The sequence below is a fragment of the Rhodococcus sp. NPDC055024 genome (assembly GCF_053608585.1).
Genome location: NZ_JBSGVT010000009.1, coordinates 240,662 through 259,175 on the forward strand (window position 1 = coordinate 240,662; position 18,514 = coordinate 259,175).

General features: G+C 60.8%; 18 protein-coding genes. 10 read left to right on the plus strand and 8 right to left on the minus strand.

The window, feature by feature from the left end; translation table 11 throughout:
* The first annotated feature begins 32 nt into the window (after positions 1–32).
* From ACWF6P_RS20295 to ACWF6P_RS20305, 3 genes are all read left to right on the plus strand, one after another.
* On the plus strand, positions 33–1,172 hold the full coding sequence (locus tag ACWF6P_RS20295; protein WP_452622269.1) for a serine hydrolase domain-containing protein: 1,140 nt from the start codon (positions 33–35) through the stop codon (positions 1,170–1,172).
* A 103-nt stretch (positions 1,173–1,275) separates the two neighbouring features.
* Positions 1,276–2,124, plus strand: coding sequence for a mycofactocin-coupled SDR family oxidoreductase (locus ACWF6P_RS20300; protein WP_452622239.1), 849 nt, complete (start codon positions 1,276–1,278; stop codon positions 2,122–2,124).
* Positions 2,121–3,581 (plus strand): MFS transporter, encoded by a 1,461-nt coding sequence (locus ACWF6P_RS20305; RefSeq protein ID WP_452622240.1) that lies wholly within the window; start codon positions 2,121–2,123, stop codon positions 3,579–3,581. Before ACWF6P_RS20300 ends, ACWF6P_RS20305 begins: the two co-directional genes overlap by 4 nt.
* Positions 3,582–3,611: 30 nt before the next feature.
* Here the strand turns inward: ACWF6P_RS20305 and ACWF6P_RS20310 are convergent, their stop codons facing one another.
* On the minus strand, positions 3,612–5,087 hold the full coding sequence (locus ACWF6P_RS20310) for a glycoside hydrolase family 71 protein (protein WP_452622241.1): 1,476 nt from the start codon (positions 5,085–5,087) through the stop codon (positions 3,612–3,614).
* A gap of 526 nt (positions 5,088–5,613) precedes the next feature.
* Here ACWF6P_RS20310 and ACWF6P_RS20315 point away from each other — a divergent pair.
* From ACWF6P_RS20315 to ACWF6P_RS20325, 3 genes are read left to right on the plus strand one after another with little or no spacing between them, the layout of a single operon-like run.
* Positions 5,614–6,570: an ATP-binding cassette domain-containing protein gene (locus ACWF6P_RS20315; protein ID WP_230814761.1), complete on the plus strand. Its 957-nt coding sequence runs from the start codon at positions 5,614–5,616 to the stop codon at positions 6,568–6,570.
* Positions 6,567–7,367 (plus strand): ABC transporter permease, encoded by an 801-nt coding sequence (locus ACWF6P_RS20320; RefSeq protein WP_003945537.1) that lies wholly within the window; start codon positions 6,567–6,569, stop codon positions 7,365–7,367. Before ACWF6P_RS20315 ends, ACWF6P_RS20320 begins: the two co-directional genes overlap by 4 nt.
* A 30-nt stretch (positions 7,368–7,397) precedes the next feature.
* Positions 7,398–8,009, plus strand: coding sequence for a TetR/AcrR family transcriptional regulator (locus ACWF6P_RS20325; protein WP_378546415.1), 612 nt, complete (start codon positions 7,398–7,400; stop codon positions 8,007–8,009).
* A gap of 11 nt (positions 8,010–8,020) precedes the next feature.
* On the opposite strand, the gene ACWF6P_RS20330 is transcribed toward ACWF6P_RS20325, so the two are convergent.
* Complete coding sequence (locus tag ACWF6P_RS20330; protein ID WP_452622242.1) at positions 8,021–8,815, minus strand: putative protein N(5)-glutamine methyltransferase; 795 nt, start codon at positions 8,813–8,815, stop codon at positions 8,021–8,023.
* A 211-nt stretch (positions 8,816–9,026) separates the two neighbouring features.
* On the opposite strand from ACWF6P_RS20330, the gene ACWF6P_RS20335 reads away from it, so the two are divergent.
* On the plus strand, positions 9,027–10,187 hold the full coding sequence (locus ACWF6P_RS20335; protein WP_452622243.1) for a lipase family protein: 1,161 nt from the start codon (positions 9,027–9,029) through the stop codon (positions 10,185–10,187).
* 10 nt (positions 10,188–10,197) lie between these two features.
* Here ACWF6P_RS20335 and ACWF6P_RS20340 read toward each other — a convergent pair whose 3' ends face one another.
* Positions 10,198–10,764, minus strand: a complete 567-nt coding sequence (locus ACWF6P_RS20340) for a TetR/AcrR family transcriptional regulator (RefSeq protein WP_452622244.1) — start codon at positions 10,762–10,764, stop codon at positions 10,198–10,200.
* Between the two features lie 127 nt (positions 10,765–10,891).
* On the opposite strand from ACWF6P_RS20340, the gene zapE reads away from it, so the two are divergent.
* On the plus strand, positions 10,892–11,839 hold the full coding sequence (gene zapE, locus ACWF6P_RS20345) for a cell division protein ZapE (RefSeq protein ID WP_452622245.1): 948 nt from the start codon (positions 10,892–10,894) through the stop codon (positions 11,837–11,839).
* Positions 11,840–11,848: 9 nt separating this feature from the next.
* On the opposite strand, the gene ACWF6P_RS20350 is transcribed toward zapE, so the two are convergent.
* The gene (locus ACWF6P_RS20350; RefSeq protein WP_452622246.1) at positions 11,849–12,598 is read right to left on the minus strand and encodes a helix-turn-helix domain-containing protein; all 750 of its coding nucleotides are present in this window, start codon (positions 12,596–12,598) and stop codon (positions 11,849–11,851) included.
* On the opposite strand from ACWF6P_RS20350, the gene ACWF6P_RS20355 reads away from it, so the two are divergent.
* Entirely contained in the window at positions 12,573–13,418 is an 846-nt protein-coding gene (locus ACWF6P_RS20355; RefSeq protein ID WP_452622247.1) for an ABC transporter ATP-binding protein, read from the plus strand. The two genes, ACWF6P_RS20350 and ACWF6P_RS20355, sit on opposite strands and share 26 nt — an antisense overlap.
* Entirely contained in the window at positions 13,415–14,722 is a 1,308-nt protein-coding gene (locus ACWF6P_RS20360; RefSeq protein ID WP_452622248.1) for an FtsX-like permease family protein, read from the plus strand. Before ACWF6P_RS20355 ends, ACWF6P_RS20360 begins: the two co-directional genes overlap by 4 nt.
* A gap of 18 nt (positions 14,723–14,740) precedes the next feature.
* On the opposite strand, the gene ACWF6P_RS20365 is transcribed toward ACWF6P_RS20360, so the two are convergent.
* The 4 genes from ACWF6P_RS20365 to ACWF6P_RS20380 all read right to left on the minus strand — a co-directional run bounded on the left by ACWF6P_RS20365 (position 14,741) and on the right by ACWF6P_RS20380 (position 18,279).
* Complete coding sequence (locus ACWF6P_RS20365) at positions 14,741–15,589, minus strand: sterol desaturase family protein (RefSeq protein ID WP_452622249.1); 849 nt, start codon at positions 15,587–15,589, stop codon at positions 14,741–14,743.
* 82 nt (positions 15,590–15,671) lie between these two features.
* Positions 15,672–16,481, minus strand: a complete 810-nt coding sequence (locus ACWF6P_RS20370) for a PE-PPE domain-containing protein (protein ID WP_452622250.1) — start codon at positions 16,479–16,481, stop codon at positions 15,672–15,674.
* A gap of 188 nt (positions 16,482–16,669) precedes the next feature.
* Positions 16,670–17,857 carry a serine hydrolase domain-containing protein gene (locus ACWF6P_RS20375; protein ID WP_452622251.1) on the minus strand — a complete coding sequence of 396 codons (1,188 nt, stop codon included), beginning with the start codon at positions 17,855–17,857 and terminating at the stop codon, positions 16,670–16,672.
* A 134-nt stretch (positions 17,858–17,991) separates the two neighbouring features.
* Positions 17,992–18,279, minus strand: coding sequence for a MerR family transcriptional regulator (locus ACWF6P_RS20380; protein WP_452622252.1), 288 nt, complete (start codon positions 18,277–18,279; stop codon positions 17,992–17,994).
* Between the last annotated feature and the right edge of the window lie 235 nt (positions 18,280–18,514).

Here is an 18,514-nt window from a genome sequence, read left to right on the forward strand (position 1 = left end):
GGAAACCTCTTTCGAAGCTCCGCCTCGACGACGTGCTGGCGCGAGCAACGCAAGGGGCTGACCGTGTCCCGGGTGTCGTCGCGATGATCACGGATCGAGAAGGCAACATCTACGAGGGTGCAGCCGGTGAGCGGACTCTCGGTCACGGCGAACCGATGACCCTCGATACAACCTTTGCGCTCTTCTCCACGACCAAGGCGATCACCGGTACCGCTGTCCTGCAATGTGTGGAGGAGGGGTTGCTCGATCTCGATGCGCCCGCTGCGACCTATATCCCCGAAATTGGTGAGCTGAAGGTCCTGGACGGATTCGACGCCGGCGGCACCCCCGTTCTTCGGGAACCCAAGCGCGACATCACCACTCGCATGCTGCTCCTTCACACTGCAGGGTTCGGTTACGACTTCTTCAACGAGTCGTACAACCGGCTCTCGCAGGAACATGGGCAGCCCAGCGTGATCACGTGTAGCAAAGCCGCGCTCACGACGCCGCTGCTCTTCGACCCGGGTGAGAAGTGGGAGTACGGCACCAACATCGACTGGGCCGGACAGGTCGTCGAGTCGATTCGAGGTCAGCGACTCGGCGATGTCATGCGCGAGCGCATCTTCGAACCTCTCGAGATGGCGGATACGGCATTCACGATGAGCCCGTCGATGAAGGATCGACTCGCACCGATCCATCAGCGCGAGAGCGACGGAAGCCTCACTCCGCTCATAGGATTCGAGCTTCCGGCTGAGCCCGAGGTGCACATGGGTGGTCACGGTTTGCACGGCACTGTCGGCGACTACATGAAGTTCATCCGTATGTGGCTGAACGACGGCGCGGGTACTGCGGGCCGCGTGTTGGCGCCGGAGACGGTCGCTGCAGCCGTACGGAACGGACTCGAAGGCCAGCACGTCGGGTTGTTGCCCGGAGTACTTCCGACGCTGTCCAACGATGCGGAATTCTTCCCCGGCGTACCAAAGGGATGGGCATACTCCTTCATGACAAATGAAGAGGTGGCACCCACCGGCCGGCCGGCCGGATCACTGGCTTGGGCGGGTCTTGCAAACCTCTACTACTGGATCGACCGGCAAACCGGCGTCGGCGGGTTCTGGGCAACGCAGATTCTGCCGTTCGCGGACGCTGGATCCATCAACGGATACCTGGAATTCGAGACCGCCGTCTACCAGTGATCGGCTAGATTCCCGCTGTCCGGGATCGACAGTTTCTTTCGGGCGGGTTCGGAGTACGCATGCAGTACAGCGCACGCTGGCATACGACGAACTAGGAGACGGCATGAACAGCCTCGAAGGCAGCTTCGAAGGAAAAGTTGCACTGATCACCGGTGCCGCACGCGGTCAGGGCCGCGCCCACGCTATCGCATTCGCGGAGCGTGGCGCCGACATCGTGATCTGCGATCGGTGCGAGAACAGTGATGTCGTCGCCTACCCCCTCGCAACCGAGGAGGACCTGAAGGAAACCGTCAGGTTGGTGGAAGCCACGGGCCGCCGGTGTATTGCCGTTAAGGCTGACACAGCCGATCGCGAAGCGATGGATGCGCTGGTTGCCCGCGCTGAAGCCGAGTTCGGCCGTGTCGACATCGCCGTCGCGAACGCCGGTGTGTCCGTGCCCGCTCCGATCACGTCGATGACGTCGGCACAGTGGAACGAGGTCATCTCGTCGAACCTGACCGGTGTGTTCAACACCGTGGCAGCCGTGTCGGGCGGAATGGCGGAACGTGGTTACGGTCGCATCATCACGATCTCCTCGATGATGGGTCGATCCGGTGGCACCCAGATGGCGGCGTACGGCGCCTCCAAGTGGGGTGTCATCGGTTTGACGAAGAGTGTGTCACTCGAACTGGCCAACTCGGGTGTGACCGTGAATGCTATTGCACCGGGCAATATCTCGACGCCGATGATTCACAACGACATGATGTACGCAATGATGCGGCCGGACCTCGAATCGCCTACGGCAGACGACGTCGAACCGGTGTACGCGACCTTGCACGCGCAGCCGATCGGTTGGCTGGATCCCTTCGAGATCACGCGAGTCGTCCTGTTCCTCGCCGCCGACGCGAGTGCCCACATGAGTGGCATCGTGGTTCCTGTCGACGCCGGAGTAGCCGCTCGCTCGAACGCTTGACGGACAAGACTGTTCGCGCGAAAGCGCGGACCGGGTGGGTCGTCGGCGTCCTGAGTCTGAGCGGTGTGGTGGTCGCGCTGCAACAGACCTTGGTGGTGCCGGTGCTGCCCGAGTTCGCGACGGCATCGGGAGTATCGTCGGCCACCGCTTCCTGGCTGGTGACCTCGACGCTGCTGACCGGTGCCGTCGCGACCCCGCTCATCGGCCGACTTGCCGACATGTTCGGCAAGCGCGCGATGATGCTCGTCTGCCTCGCTGTGATGATCGTCGGCTGCGTGGTTGCTGCGCTCAGTCAGAGTTTCTGGCTACTGATCCTCGGTCGCTCGTTGCAGGGCTTCGCGACGGCGCTTCTGCCCGTCGGAATCAGCATCATGCGCGATGTCCTTCCCCCGGAAAAGCTCAGTGGTGCAGTTGCTCTCATGAGCGCAACGCTGGGTATCGGCGGAATGTTCGGCATGCCGATGGCGGGGGTGATCTCGGCGCATTGGGGATTATCCGCGCTTTTCTGGGTCACCGGCGGGTTCGGGGTTGTACTGGTAGTCGTCTTGCCGCTGGTGGTGCCGGAATCGGCTGTGAAAAGTCGAGGACGCTTCGACTTTCTGGGAGCCGCAGTCCTCACATTCGCCATGACTGCACTGCTGCTGGCCGTTTCGAAGGGAACCGAATGGGGCTGGGGAAGCCTCCAGGTTCTCGTTCTGCTCGCGTCCGGAGTTGTCTTGCTCTGTGGATGGATTCCGTGGGAACTGCACACGCCGGCACCGTTGGTAGATCTGCGGACTTCCCTTCGCGCCCCGATTCTCGTCTCGAACGTCTGCGCGGTGTTACTCGGATTTGCCATGTTCATCAGTGCATTGGCGGCAACGCAGGAACTTCAGTTGCCCCTGGCGTCGGCTGACGGTCTCGGACTCTCAGCCGCCGAAGCCGGATTGGCGATGATGCCGGGCGGAGTTCTGATGATCGGGTTGGCGCCGGTGTCGTCGAAGGTGACGAGGCGATGGGGAGCGAAGGCCACGTTGGCGTCAGGTGCGATCGTCATTGCAATCGGATACGTCTTGCGTGTGCTGTTGACGCCGACGTTGGTCAATATCGTGATCGGCGCTGCCGTGGTGTCCGCCGGTGTTGCATTTTCCCTGGCCGCCATGCCGACGCTGATCACCGAATCTGCACCGATCCATCAGACTGCGTCGGCCAACGGATTCAACAGCTTGCTCCGCTCGGTCGGTACCTCCACCGGAAGCGCTGTTGCGGCAGCGGTATTGGCCAGTTCGACGGTGGTGATCGGTGCGACCGCTGTACCGACCCTGCATTCGTTCGCGGTGTTGTACTGGATCGGAGCGGGTGTATCGGCATTGGCCGCAGCCGTGACGTTGGCAGTGAGAGTGGATCGGACGGGTGCGGTATCTGTGTCCGAGTTGCCTACTGCAGCAGAAACCGACGGCGTAACGAGGATCGGGTGAGCCGAGGGACTCACCCGATCCTCGTCACCGCTATCTCCTACTGGAATCGACCAGGTACTCGAGATTCTGGTTGTACGGTGTGGCCGTTACCGCAGTGTGTGAACTCACCCGGGACACCTCGGTCCAGCCGCGAACGACTGTGGCTTTGACAGCGCCTACCTTCAACGGTGCGATGCAGCTGCTCATCCCGGCCGGAGCATTGCAGGTGGTTGTTGTGCTTCCCACTGTCACCTTGACGACCGCAGGCGCAGTCAAGAAGGAAAGAACTTCGACGGTATCGCGAGCGGGAGATGACCATTGGCGTAGTGCCATAGGGGCGGCAGAACGGTTGGTGGGGACCGCGGAGATCGACTGATTGCGATAGATGAGATAGGCGGTGTCGCGAACTATCGCGGGCGAGGCGCCGGTGCGGAAGCTGTACAACCCGTAGGAACTCATGTCGAGCAACGCGCGTCCATGACCGGCGCTGGGCGCGAACGACGTTCCCTCGCTGTAGTCGTTCCAGGTTACGAGCTGTACCCATTCGCTGTTGGACGCAATCGCAATCTGCCACATGTTCTGCAGATTCTGTGAATTCTGTGCCTCGTCGTAGATCGACTGACTCGGACGAACATCTTGGAAGGCGACTGGCTGCATCCATATCTTTCCCAAGGAGTGAGCGGCAGCGGCAAGTCCCATCGGAGAGTTCGGGTTCGAGGCCGAGAGCGGATTTCCTGCCGGGTTTCGATTACCCCAATTCGACATCCCGTAGCTGATCGATGCAAAAGAATTCCGGTTGGCTGCGGCGTCGAGGAAAACCGGAACAAATGCCACGTTGATTCCGTATGAATTTTTCATTATGGTCATGAATTCCGACCACCAGCCCGCAGTCTTGTTTTCGGCAAGAAATGGCGATATCACGAGCCGTCCGTCGTTCAATTTGAATGATGAAGCCATGGACGAATACGGTTTCATCTCAGCTGCCATTTGGGCGGCGGTCATGTTTTTGAACGCGCCGTTCATATCAGGCATGAGCATGATCTTGAAATTCGGATCGACCGACGCCGCCGCTTTGATCAGTGCAGTGGGCACAGTGGAACCCCACCAACTGGTGTCGGTTGCCTTGGCGATGATGTCGACGGAGAATCCGTCGATGCCCGCAGCGATCGCCGAACGAACCTCGTTTTCGAGATCGCGTTGGCGCCACTGTGCATCGGCGATGGGTTGCCGCGGACTCGGCCGATCGCGGAGGAATCCTCCGTAGCGGACGTGCTTGTTGTTCTCGCCGTTGACCGTAAGATATTGTGTCGCATAATAATCACCGGATGGATTCGCGTTGTCGATCGATACCGGATATGGCGGGAAGTAGTGAGCGAAAACCAACTTCCCGTTGAGTACTGACTTCGGCGGTATGTCGAAGGGCAACGCTGCAGATTCGGGATTCGCAGAGAACGAAGTCGGTGTGTACGTCGGCGCGGAGCGTGGTTGCGTGTCGTACGCGGAGATCAGTGCGGCCACGACAATCACGGCCAGTGTGAAGCAGATCGTCTCGAAGGAATATTTTGCCGTTCTTCGGATGCATTGAGTTCTGGTGCATGGAGTTCGGACGCTCATGGCGCAGTCAGCCTTTCTCGATCCCCCGAAGTGTGAGTCTTCCCCGCGTGCACTGAATCGGTGATTCAATTCTTTTCGGCCTCTGCTTGGTTCATTTCGAGATTCGACACCAGATAGCCGCTGTCATTGGGCCGAGTGTCACTTGCGGTACGAGTGTAACGCTGCCGCGTCTGTCGTGAATACCCGAAAATGATCTTTATTCAAGAAATTTCGAGTTTTTCTTTCGGGTGTATTTCGGTCGAAAGGTTAGTGAAATTTACCGGCTGTATTGGACAGGATGGGGACGTGCGGCTTGTTCCGTACCTCGGGACCGAAAGCCACCGGCGAAACCGGCGAGGTGATTGCGGCCCGTCAACTGACGAAATTTCCTGGAATGTGTCGGCCTCCTGGGTCACACTGGGGAACGGACTACCGACGGATTACCGATGCGGGAGGGCTCATGACCGAAGCGATTGTGGCCGAGGGGCTGGTTAAGAAGTACGGCGACGTCACGGCATTGGACGGCATCGACCTGGAAGTGCGCGAGGGTTCGGTGATGGCTTTGTTGGGTCCCAACGGTGCCGGAAAAACCACTGCGGTAAGGATATTCACGACGCTGCTCATTCCGGACGGTGGTCGCGCCGAGGTTGCCGGGCTGGACGTGGTCAAGGATGCGCGGGCGTTGCGATCCAAGATCGGAGCTTCGGGTCAATACGCCGCGGTCGACGAGTACCTGACGGGCTACGAGAATCTGGACATGGTCGGGAGGCTGTATCACCTCGGTGCACGAAGCAGTAAGGCCAGAGCCCGGGAATTGCTTGAGCAGTTCGATCTGGTGGAGGCCGGCGATCGGCCGGTCAAGGGCTACTCCGGTGGAATGCGCCGCCGTCTCGATCTCGCCGGCGCACTGGTTGCTCGCCCGCAGGTGTTGTTTCTCGACGAGCCGACCACCGGCCTCGATCCTCGGGCGCGACTCGGTCTCTGGGATGTCATCGAAGGGTTGGTGGCGCAGGGAACCACGCTGTTGCTCACGACGCAATACATGGAAGAAGCCGAGAGATTGGCCGACCAGATCGCCGTTATCGACCGCGGTTCGGTCATCGCACGCGGTACTGCAGATCAGTTGAAGGCGCGGGTCGGCGGCGAGCGCATCGAATTGAGTGTGCACGAGGTCGAGCACCTCGACATCGTCCGAGAGGAATTGCGCTCGCTTGCCGTCGGGGACATTCAGGTTCAAGAGAATGTCCGTCGTGTCACCGTTCCTGTCGACGACGGCACCGATGCGTTGGTCGCGGCGCTGAATCTTCTGTCGGCACGCGGCATCCGGGTGTTCGACGTCGGTCTGCGCAGACCTACTCTCGACGATGTCTTCCTCACACTGACCGGGCACCAGGCTGAACTGGAGGATCAGAAATGACCGTGCAGATGGCGCTCGAAGACGGTTTGACCATCGCCAGGCGAAACTTGATCAAGATCAAGCGTGTTCCGGATCTGCTGGTGTTCACCACTTTGTCTCCGATCATGTTCGTGCTCTTGTTCGCATACGTGTTCGGCAGTGCGATCTCGGTCCCGGGCACGTCGTATCGAGAATTCCTGATCGCCGGAATCTTCACGCAAACAGTGATTTTCGGTGCTACGTGGACTGGTCTGGGGATGGTCGAAGACATTCAGAAAGGAATCATCGACAGATTTCGATCGCTCCCTATGGCTCCGTCCGCCGTGCTGACCGGCCGAACATCAAGTGACGTGTTGATCAACGTCATCAGTTTGGTGGTCATGTCGTTGACCGGTCTTCTGGTGGGGTGGCGCATCCATTCCAGCTTCCTCGAAGCGGTGGCGGGTTATGCGCTACTTCTGTTCTTCGCGTACGCGTTGTCGTGGGTCATGGCTGTTGTCGGGCTTTGGATCCGGACGCCGGAGGTATTCAACAACGCGAGCTTCATCGTCATCTTTCCGCTGTCGTTCATCGCGAACACTTTTGTCGAGACCACCAATCTTCCCGGTCCGCTCAAAGTGATCGCCGAATGGAATCCGGTGTCGGCGGTGACTCAGGCGGTGCGTGAATTGTTCGGCAATACCAACCCTGCGATGACAGTCCCGGATGCGTGGCCACTGCAGAACCCGGTCATCGCGTCGTTGTTGTGGACTTTCGGTTTGCTGATCGTCTTCGTACCGTTCGCTATTCGTCGCTATCAGAAGGCAGTCAGCCGCTGACCTGGTGGTTCCGGCCGGTAGGGTAGGTATGTGCCGGAGTCTGAACGCATCGACAAACGCAGCCTGAGATACGCCGGGCGACGTGAGGAGTTGCTCGACGCGCTGACCCGGTACGTCATCGACAACGGTGTCGGGGAACTGACGGTGAGGCAGCTCGCCAAAGCCGTAGGTGTGTCGCATGCGTCGTTGCTCAACCATTTCGAGAGCAAGGAGAATCTGCTCTCCGAGGTAATCGAGAACATGCGTAGCGAGTCCATTCCGTTTGCGGTCCCGATGGAAGCGGGGATCGATCCGGCGACAGTGCTGACCGCGTGGTGGACCGAACGTACGACACCGGAGGTCCTGCCCCGATTCCGAGTGATGGTCGAGATCTACGCCCTCGCGCTCGGCGATCGCGAACGCTACGGACGGTTTTTGGACCGTTTCGTGGGCGATTGGATCGAAGCTCTGGAAACCGGACTACGGCAAGCGGGCTGTCCCGAGGAGGATGTTTCGTCGGTCGCTACCTTGTTGCTTTCGCAAATGCGGGGTTTGTCGATGGATCTTCTGGCCACGGGGGACCGGGCTCGCGTCGATCGCGCGTTCGGGCTTTTTGTCGACGGCTTTGCCGCCCACGCTCGGAACTGGTCTGTGCCTTCATAATCCGATCGCCGTCAACGCTGACCGATCACCACGGTTGATGCGGTTTCATGGTAGGTTGCCACACGAGTGAGAAACCCTCCCCGAGTGAATGTTTCGACGGTCATCTCGACCTGCTCCGTGCTCGTCTCGACGAGTAGGTGGCCGCCCGGTCGTAGCCACGGCGCAGCATCGGCGATGATGCGGCGCTGCAGGTCCAGGCCGTCGGGGCCGCCGTCCAACGAGACTCGCGGTTCGTGAAGTCGCGCTTCGGGCGGCATGAGTCGGATTGAATCGGTGGGGACGTAGGGCGCATTGGCGACGACGACGTCAACATGACCTCGTAACTTCGCCGGCAGTGGGCCGTACAGATCGCCTTCGAGTACACGCTCGGGCGGTGCGATGTTCTGGCGAGCGCACCGAATCGCTGCCGGTTCGATGTCTACCGCGTAGAGATCGACAGTATCGATCTTCGCCTGCACGACAGACCCGACAGCTCCTGAACCACAACACATGTCGATGACGACGCTTCCCGAGTCGACGAGTGTGCAGGCCTGTCGAGCGAGGAGTTCGGTGCGTCGGCGGGGGACAAATACTCCAGGGTCGATGTGGATGCGCAATCCGCAAAATTCAGCCCACCCGATGACGGGCTCGAGGGGCTCGCCGGCAACTCGTCGATCGATCATCGCAGCGAGTTCGTCGCGCGAGCGTGCGGCGTGGAGGAGTAAGCGAGCTTCGTCCTCGGCGAACACGCAACCTGCTGCCCGGAGGATCGCGGCCACCGAATTCTGCTGCGAAGGGGGAGAGGTCGGGAGATCAGGCGCTGACATGAGAGAGCCTTTCGGCCTCCTGATCTCGCGGGGGACCTGCATGTATAGAACACCGCCACCTTACCGGAGCAGGCGCGTGACGACGGGGAATGTGCAGCGGGAATCTAGGTTGACCAATTGGTAGGGCTGTTCTAGGGTCTGAACTCGATCGGCTGATGTGGGGCTGATCACCACATACGGCACTGTCAACGCAATCGGTAGGAGAAGGCACGTGAGCAAGCGGCTCTGTAGGACGCTCGTCGGATTGGGCGCGAGCGCATTGGTGGCGTTGACCGTCACAGTGCCGGCCGCGGCGGAAGAGAACGATCTTCCGGGCTCCGTGGTGAGCCATGAGTCGCTCGGCCCCGATCGGGTGATTCCCGGCGCTGTGAGCGCAACAAAGGTGACGTACTGGTCGACGGGCCCGAAGGATGCGCCGATGACGAGTACCGGTGTGGTGTACCGCCCCGAGGGGGCTCCGCCCGAGGGTGGTTGGCCAGTCATTTCCTACGCGCACGGAACGGTGGGTGTCGCGGATCAGTGTGCGCCGAGCAGTAGCGTTCCGCTCGAGCGGACCGCGACGCATCTCGGGCATTGGCTGGAGCAGGGATATGCGGTGGTGACCACCGACTACGTGGGGCTCGGAACACCCGGTGTTCATCCGTATCTCGACGGTCGTTCCGCTGCGCACAGCGTTGTCGACATGGTGCGTGCCGCTCGTGCGGTCGACGACGACCTGTCGAGCGCCTGGGTAGCGATGGGGCAGTCACAGGGTGGGCAGGCGACTATGTTCACTGCTTCTCTCGCCACCGATTACGCGCCGGAGTTGGACTACCGCGGCGCTGTCGCCACTGGTGTTCCCTCGAACATCGAAAATCTTCTACCGCTCGGTGGGCCCGCTTTCCCGGCACTTCCACTCAAGGGTACGACGGTCTACATAGCGAATGTTCTTGACGGATTGCGTGCTTCGCGGCCGGACATCGACATCGACTCGTATCTGACCCCGCTAGGCAAGACCATCCTCGACGACGTCGAGAACAACATGTGTTACACCGAGGCGCGCACCAAATACGGAACCGTCACGCTCGGTCAGGTGCTGTCGAAGTCGCTGGACAATCCAACGTTCATGGACGCTGCGCGCGAGCTGCTCACGGTACCGACCTCGGGATACAGCCGCCCGTTCTTCATCGGTCAGGGACTCTCGGACATCGATGTTCCGGCGCCACTGACTTTGAAGTTTGCTGCTGACCTGGCTGCCAACGACGTGGACTTTGCATTCCATACCTATCCCACGGATCACCTGGGAACCGTTCCGGCTTCGGTTCCAGACAGCACCCCGTTTGTCGCGGCACTGTTTTCTGGTCAACGGCCCTGCACCGGAAGCCTTTGCTGACCAACGTCTTTCAGGTGGCGCCAACTCCGCGCAGAAAGATGTCGATCGGGATCCGAAGTTGCCGAACGGTTTCGGAGGAGTGAGGATCTCGGCTACGTGCTCCGAGGCAGTAGTCGAAGATCAAGCCCTCCAGAAGGCTCAGGAAATTTGCGGCGGCGACGTCAGGATCGTCAACGCTGACGGTGCCGAAGATAGGTCTTGCCTTCTCCTGTGAAAACAGGCTGCCTTCGAGGAGTTGGTGCAATGCCGAATCTCGGGGAGTTTCCACGAGCAGTGCGTATCGAGCGATCAATTCGTTTCTGCGGTGCGAGAGAAGATCGTCGAGATACTCGGCCGTCAGGGCGGCAGGATTTCCGGGCCCTTCTCGGAGTTCGTCGAAAGTCGAACGTGACCGGTGCACGATGTGCAATGCAGTTGCTTCGAGAAGTGCCTCGCGAGTGCGGAAATAGTACGACGTCGAACCGGCAGGAAGTTCCAAGGACTGATCAACCGCCCGATGGGTGAGCGCACGCGGACCCTGCTCGGCGATGATCGTGACGGCCGATGCCGCGATGAGGGCTCTTCGATCAGGCTTCATGTCGTTCCTTGCTGTCGATGTTTCATGCTGCCGGAGCTGCATGCTTCTGATGGTGCGTCGTGAGGGTCACATTGACTCGATTTGTATTCGGTCACTAGCCTCGACTCTACAGATGTAGAGGAGCCTCATGTTACTGGACGAAGAGCAGTTGGCGGCACGTGAAGCCCTCGATGCACTGCGGGTTCGGATCTCCGACGGTGAGGTCGGGGGTGGGATCTATCTCTGGGGAAGCGTCGGTCGTGGGAAGACGATGCTCATGGACGAGTTCTACGACGAGCTCTCGGTCGGCAAGCGGCGCATTCACTTTCATCGGTTCTTCGCAAACCTGCACGCCCGGGCGCACGAACTCGGATCGATGGGTTCGGCGCTGGACCACGTGGTGGACGGAATCCGCGTGCTCTGTTTCGACGAGTTCCACATCGACGACGTCGCCGACGCGATGTTCATGGCAAGGGTTCTCGATACGATCGTCGCGAAAGGCGTGACTGTTGTTGCCACGTCCAATGTCCCGCCGACCGAGCTTCTTCCGAATCCGCTCTTTCACGAACAGTTCGTGCCGTCCATCGAGTTGATGGAGCAGAGGCTCGAGGTGATCGAGTTGGGCGGCTCCGTCGACTACCGGACAGCGGGGCAACCAAGTGCCGGGGACTACCGGTTTGCGACAGGGGAATTCCTCGTCGACTCGGAAATCGTGAGGCCTTCGGGCGAGGGCGTCGAATTGACGATCGGCACACGCACATTGGCATGCTCGGCGATTCGAGACGGCGTCGTCTGGTTCGACTTCGAGGTGCTGTGCGGCGGTTCGACCTCGGCCGCCGACTACCTCGAGCTCGCCTCCCGCTTCGGCGACTGGGTGATTTTCGGGGTGCCGGCGCTCGCTGAAGCTTCGGAATTTGCAGTCCGCCGCTTCGGTAACGTCGTCGATGTTCTGTACGACGTCGATGCACGGCTGACCGTGTATGCCGCTGCCGGTGTGGAGGAAGTGGCGGGCAGTCTTCGGGGCGTTCCCGGATTGGCGCGCCTCTACAGCCGACTGGTGCTACTGGCGCGGTCGGAGCTGGACAGCGTCAGTTGAGGCGCAGCGTCAATTCCAGGTGAGATCACCGGTCGCGGCGCTGGGGGTGAGCCCGAACATACTGTGGCAGATACGGTTGAGATGGGCGCTGTCGGTGAAACCGGCCTCGTGGGCACTGGTTGTCAGGCTTGCGCCACCGCTCATCACCTCCATGGCACGTCGTAGCCGCAACCAGCGGATGTAGGTCGAAAAGCTCATCTGCAGTTGATCGTTGAAGATTCTTCCCAATCGGCCGGGCGAGATGGAGACCAGCGCGGCGGTGTCCGTCAGCGTTACCGGCCCCGAAAGTCGCTCGGGCAGTATCGTCAGAGCATGCTCGAGTGCAGGGTGAAGAGCGCGTACGCTCGACGGCTGCTTACTTTCGGACAGTGAATCGATCAGCCTCGCTGCGTATTCCAGATCCGAATCAGAGTCACGGTCCGTCATCGCTACTGCGGTCTGCCCACGGTCCGACCAGTCGGCCACACCACCGTGCTCGGATTCAGGCGGCCTGATGCGCCGGCCCATTCCGGTGGTGGAATCGACATAGATCGCCTGCCCCCGCGCGCCCTCTGAGGCGGACAACGAGTGCACTGCTCCGGAGGGAACGATCACGGCTCCCACGATTTCACTGTGACCTGTTCCGTCGGTGACCGTGACGGACCCGGCATCGACGATCAAGATCTGAACAGCGGCGTGAGCATGCGTGTGCGCCGATCCGACGGCGCCGGTGAACATGAGAATTCCGGGCTGCATGTGGACGTCACCGGACCAGGTCATGTCAGCGATGATAGTGACGACCCTGACAGACCTCGGGGTCCGGTCATCCTCCGGTAGGACCGAGGTGAGTTCGAAGATCGTGCGCTGGGCCGATGTGTATGCGAGGGGTACGCGAGAGGCTGTACTCATGAACAACGCACAATCACCCGCAGTCCTGTCGGTCCACTCGCTGGGCAAGTCGTACGGCGACGTTCCAGTGCTCCGCGGTGTGTCGCTGGAAGTCCGTGCGGGCACGGCCACGGCGATCATGGGTCCGTCAGGATCGGGGAAGTCGACTCTGCTGCACTGCATGTCGGGAATCGTGAAGCCTGATTCGGGCGCGATCCTGTTGAGCGGTAGGCATATCGAGAACCTCGGGGAGAACGATCGGAGTCGACTTCGGCGAGAATCCTACGGTTTCGTCTTTCAATCGGGTCAGCTGCTGCCCGAGCTTCCGGCGATCGAGAACGTCGCTTTGCCCTTGGTGCTCAACGGGTTGTCCATCGCGGAAGCCAAGCGGACGGCACACGGTTTCTTCGCGCCTTTGGGACTGGACGGGCTGCAGGACCGTCGCCCGGGTCAGATGTCGGGTGGGCAATCCCAACGTGTCGCGATTGCCCGAGCGTTGGTGACCAAACCCGCAGTCCTGTTTGCAGACGAGCCGACCGGTGCGCTCGACGCACAGACAAGCTGGGAAGTGATGAGGGTGTTGCGTGATTCTGCACAACAGATCGGTTCGGCGTTGGTCGTCGTCACTCATGACGCCGAAGTTGCTCGCTGGTGTGATCGCACGATGATGATGCAGGCCGGCTCGCTCGTCGGGACACAGGTGGCGGCATGAAAGCCACCGCGCGTGTCGCCCTGCTGACGGTGCGAGGTGAAGGCAGAAAGGCGTTGAGTACCTTCGCGCTCCCGGTATCGGCCTTCGCTGCGTCAACCACCCTGTTGCTCACGGTTCTCGGTGGCTACGGTGCCTTTGCGGGCCGATCGAGCGAACCTGAGTCAGAGGCATATCTCGCGCTCGCCGGGGTTGCCTCCGTGTTGATGATCGTCCCGGCAATCACTCTCGGTCTGGCGGCGGCCCGCTTGGGTGCCCGTCGTCGAGACGAACGCCTGGCGGCGCTGCGACTCATCGGATCCACGCCCCGTCAGATTGTTGCGCTGTGCGCTGCGGAATCGGGTATCCAGGGTTTTGCCGGCGCGTTGATCGGCGTGTTGGGGTATTTCCTCGCACTGCCACTCGTAGCCCTCTTGCGATTTCAAGGCCGGACCTTCGAGTGGAGTGAGCTCTGGGTAGGTGCACTTCCTCTGGTGGGCATCGTATTCGGTATGACCGTCCTGGCTGCTTTGACGTCGATGCTCGGGATGCGTCAGGTATTCGTGAGCCCGTTGGGCGTCACGGCGGGTAATCCCAGCGCCGCACCGAAGATGATCTTTGCTCTTGCGGGCGTCGGGGTTCTGTTGGGATGGAGTGCATTCGGTGGTTCCGCGGCAAGCATCGCGGCAATACTGGTGGGCCTTGGTGTCTGTTTCGGCGTTGTTGCGCTGGTCGGTCCGTTCGTCATCTTGGTGCTCGGAAAAATCATGCTCAAATGTGCCAAAGACGGTGCGTCGTTGATTGCGGCCCGTCGGGTCCTGGACAACCCGAAGGCATTGTGGCGCACGGTCAGCGGTGTGACTATGGCAAGTTTTGTTGCCGCCGGAACCTCTTTGCTCGCCGCGATCGGCAACGGAGAAGGGCAGGATCTGGAACCAGGACAGGAGTTCCTGTTCGCGGACATGCGAACCGGTGTGCTGTTCACTCTCGGAGCAACATTCACGTTGGCCGCCATCTCGTCTGCGCTCACCCAGGTATCCGGGATCCTCGACAACCGCGAACTGTATCGAAGCCTGACCCTGGCCGGTACACCTGTCGAGGTGATGGACAGCGCACGCATGCGGCACGTTCGAACTCCCGTCGTCGTCATGGCACTGGCCGGTGCCGGCGCCGCACTGCTGTTCCTCTTCCCGCTGGCAGGGGCAGCCGTGCTGACCACTCCGATGGCGCTGGTTCAGTTGGCCGTCACCCTGGCAGCGGGGATCGCGTTGGTGTTGGCCAGTGCATTCGCAGCCAGGCCCGTCATGCGTCGGGTGCTCGCCGGCTGAATCTCAACCCGTCGTCCGTCAGTTCTGTCTCCGGAACGGTTCCGCCAACTGGCCGAGATAGTCGTCCGGGTAGTCGGGCTTGGCCGCCATACCGAGATCGTCACTGCTGAATCGCTTTTCCGGATCGAAAGAGTAGGTACGGAACAGGTGATCCCAGATGAGAGTGAACAAACCGAAGTTGACGTCGCCGATTCCAGCCCACTTCAGGTGATGGAATCGGTGGCCGGCGTTGAGGGCGAGTATCGGACGCAGGGGGCCGATGCGGTAGTCGGCATTCGAATGCTGAAGCAGGAGTTGGACAGCGACACACACCGCGAGTGCCGACGCAACCGGGACGGGCATCCCGAGAAGGATCAGCGGCAGGACGCCACCGGCGGTTTCGAAAGTCTGATGGACGGGATGTTTCATGAGTCCGTTCATGCCGTAGAACCGCTCGAGGCTGTGATGGACCGCGTGAAAACGCCACAACCATCCAACCTTGTGGCTGATCAGATGTACGACGGTGATACCGAAATCCGCAACCAGTACTGCGAACACAACCTGAACGACAAACGGAAGACTGCTCGGCCACAACCCGTCGAACGGAATCACCGCTGCCATCAACGGAATGACGGCGACACTTACCAGGATGAGTGATTCGTTGACAAAGGCATGGATTGCGTCGCGAAACCGGTCCGCTCCCGGCGCATTCCACGAAGATTCGTAGGGAAGCGCCCGTTCGGCCGCGAAAGAACAGACCACGGCGAAGAGAATCAACGCCACCAGCGACCATTTCGGCGCACCGGATGCCGCGAGCGCAATTGCCGCTCCGTTGATTCCCAAGAGCATGTACGGGACGTACCCGTATCTGACGATGAACGTGAGCATGTTTTCGATCGTGCACGGCGCGGGTGGCCCTCGACTTGTACGAATCGGTCGACTTTCAGTCCGTCGAACAAGCTGTACCTCGTTACTTCGTCAGCACGGTGGCGAGTGCAGCGCTCAGATACGGAGTGATGTTCTCGACGACTCGCGTCACGATCGCGGTGGCAACGTCAGCGGGTTGGAGGGGTATCGAAGGCGTCTGCGGCAATGCCGGGGGAGCAGGCGGAGCGGACTCGGACATCATCGGCGTATAAGTGTTGTGCTTCGTGAAGTATCCGAATACCGAGTCGACGAACACCTCGGGGGCATCGCGGGGCTTGGGCATGTTGCAGATGCCGTCACCCTCGATGCAGACTTCCTGCACTGCGATGTCACCGAATCCGCCGCGTGCTCCGGACATCGTCGCTCCTGGAACGACATTGGGCACTACGGTTTCGATGCCTCCGGCCGAGTTGCGGGGGTCGGCGTAGAGCACACCTTCGACTTGCGACTGTGGAATGGATCCGTCGCGCGCGATGTCACCGAGCACGTCGCCGGCAATCCGAGCACCCTGTGAGTACCCGGTGACGACGATCTCGCTGCCGGGGCACTGAGCGTGAAAAGCGTTGACCTCGCTGCGCAGCGTCTGGGCGCCCGCGGCAACACTCTGGTCGTACGTCTGATCGCCGAGCGGCCAGAAGCTCGCCGGGTAGGTCACCGGCTTGGAGGTGTAACCCTGGGCCACGTAGCGGTCGGTGACGGGTTGCGTTGTTTGTCCCGTCGGATCCCACGTCCCGCCAACTGCGAATACTGCACCGGCCGGGCACGACCCACCGTCATTCGGAGCAGCTCCGGCAGGTACCGACATCACCAGAGTCACTCCCGCTGTGACTGCAACCGTGCATGCCACTGACATCGCGTATTTCCTCATCGGGCCTGTCCCCATCCATCTACGTTCTCGTTCACTGGCGAGACAACCCGCGGTCCGACGCGTTTCGTTCGGTACTGAAGAGAATGGTGATGGGGCGATAAGTCCTGGAGGTAATCCGTGCGTAAACAGGAAGTTGCAGGCCGACGCTGTTTCCTACCGGCGTGTGGGGCGCATCACGGTGTCGGGACCTGCGGTGGGTGATCCGGCTCGAGGAGGGCTCCGATCGCCTTGCCCATCGGCACGGCGTTGTTGAGATCCGCGTTGGTTGTCGGCCCGAGAGTCGCGTAGACGACGATCGTGGTTTTCGAGTCGGGGTAGTAGAGCGCAAGGCCGTTGTAACCGCCGTACGACGGGTTCATCACCAGCCAACCGTTGAGGTGCCCGGTCCCGAAGGAAAAGAACTTGTCCGCCGTCATACTTCCCAAGCCCGCGGTCGTCGGCGCCATCTGTTGATCGAAAGCCCTGTCGGAGAGTAACTCTCCCGTTCCCAGCGCGCGCACCCACTTTCCGACGTCGGCGACAGGTGCGTTCATGTTTCCGCTGTGCAGGAATGCCGTCGGATTCCAGAAAGTGGAGTCTTCGAACACTCCGCGTTCATTGGTGTAGCTGTGCAGGATCGGCTCGTCCATCTGCGACGTGAGCACAACGCTACTGTGATCCATCCCGAGCGGATCGAAGACGCGCTGTTGAAGTAGTTCGCCCAGCGGCTTTCCGGTCGCCTTCTCCATGACGTCGCCGAGCAGCGTCAGGTCGCTGTGCGCATACGCCCAACTGGTGCCGGGTTCGAACAGCGGTGGGCGGGAGTTGGCTAAATCGAGGATCTCCTGAGCAGTCCAGCCCTTCATCGGGTTATCCGTGAAGAGTTTCAGGAACTGCGGATCGGTCACGTAGTCGGAGATGCCCGACGTGCTATTGGCCAGCATTCGCGGAGTGATCGTATCTGCGCGCGGAAAGTTCGGTTCCCACTTCGCGATCGGTTGATCGAGTGGCAGCGTGCCCTCTTCGTCGAGTTGCAGGAGGACGGTCGAGAGCATCGGCTCCATCGGCTGGCCGACGCGCAACTGCATGTCGGTTGTCGCCGGAACTCCGAGAGGGGACTCTCCGACGGCGCCCAGAGCAACTTCGTCGCCGCCCCGCCACACACCGAACACAGCGGCACTGAGGCCCAAGTCGGCCACCTGACGGCGGACGATATCCGTGATCTGGGTGGATTCCTGACTGCTCGAGGTGCTGGGAGAGGCGCTGCCCGTGTTTGTTGCGGAGCCCTCGTCGGAACTGCACGCAGCGGTTGCAACGGCAATGGTCAAGGCGATCGAGAGAGCAGCTAGCCGCACCCGAGGGCGGTGGTGGGAGGAAGTCATGCCTGCGATCCCTTCGATGCGGAAATCGAGCAACCGACGCCTAGCAATGTCCCAATTGGCCGAATTTACCGCAGTTGAAATGAGGAGGGATCAGATCGGCCGTATAGGTGAAACTGCTATTTCCAGTGCATTCCTCATTCGGGTGCCGCGTCCGGTTCCTCTCGCAGGTCCTGCGCGTGCTGAAGCTCGGCGTTGATGCGACGGGCTTCGGTGAGTTGGTCTTCGAGGATGATGATGCGGCAAGCCGCGTCGAGCGCCGTGCCGTTGGCCACAAGGTCGTGGGCGCGAGCTGCGATGCGAAGCTGGTAGCGGGAGTATCGGCGGTGCCCGCCCTCGGAGCGTTGCGGGGTGAGCAGTTTCGCGGCGTCGAGGCTGCGAAGGAAAGCTTGTCTGACGCCGAGGATCTCGGCGGCGTGCCCCATGCTGTATGCCGGGTAGTTCTCGTCGTCGAATCTGCCGGACGGGTCACCCGGGGGTATATCTGCCGAAATGGCTCGCTTCTTTCGTTAAATGGACGGGGCCCCCGGCGCGAGGTGCGCCGGGGGCCGGATGGGGTTTGAACTTACTTACATAACTGCATTCTTTCGAACTTCCGGACTCGCACAAGACATCCGGTAGCCGCTTTGAAGGGGGGTGCCGGGTCCGACTACACACTCA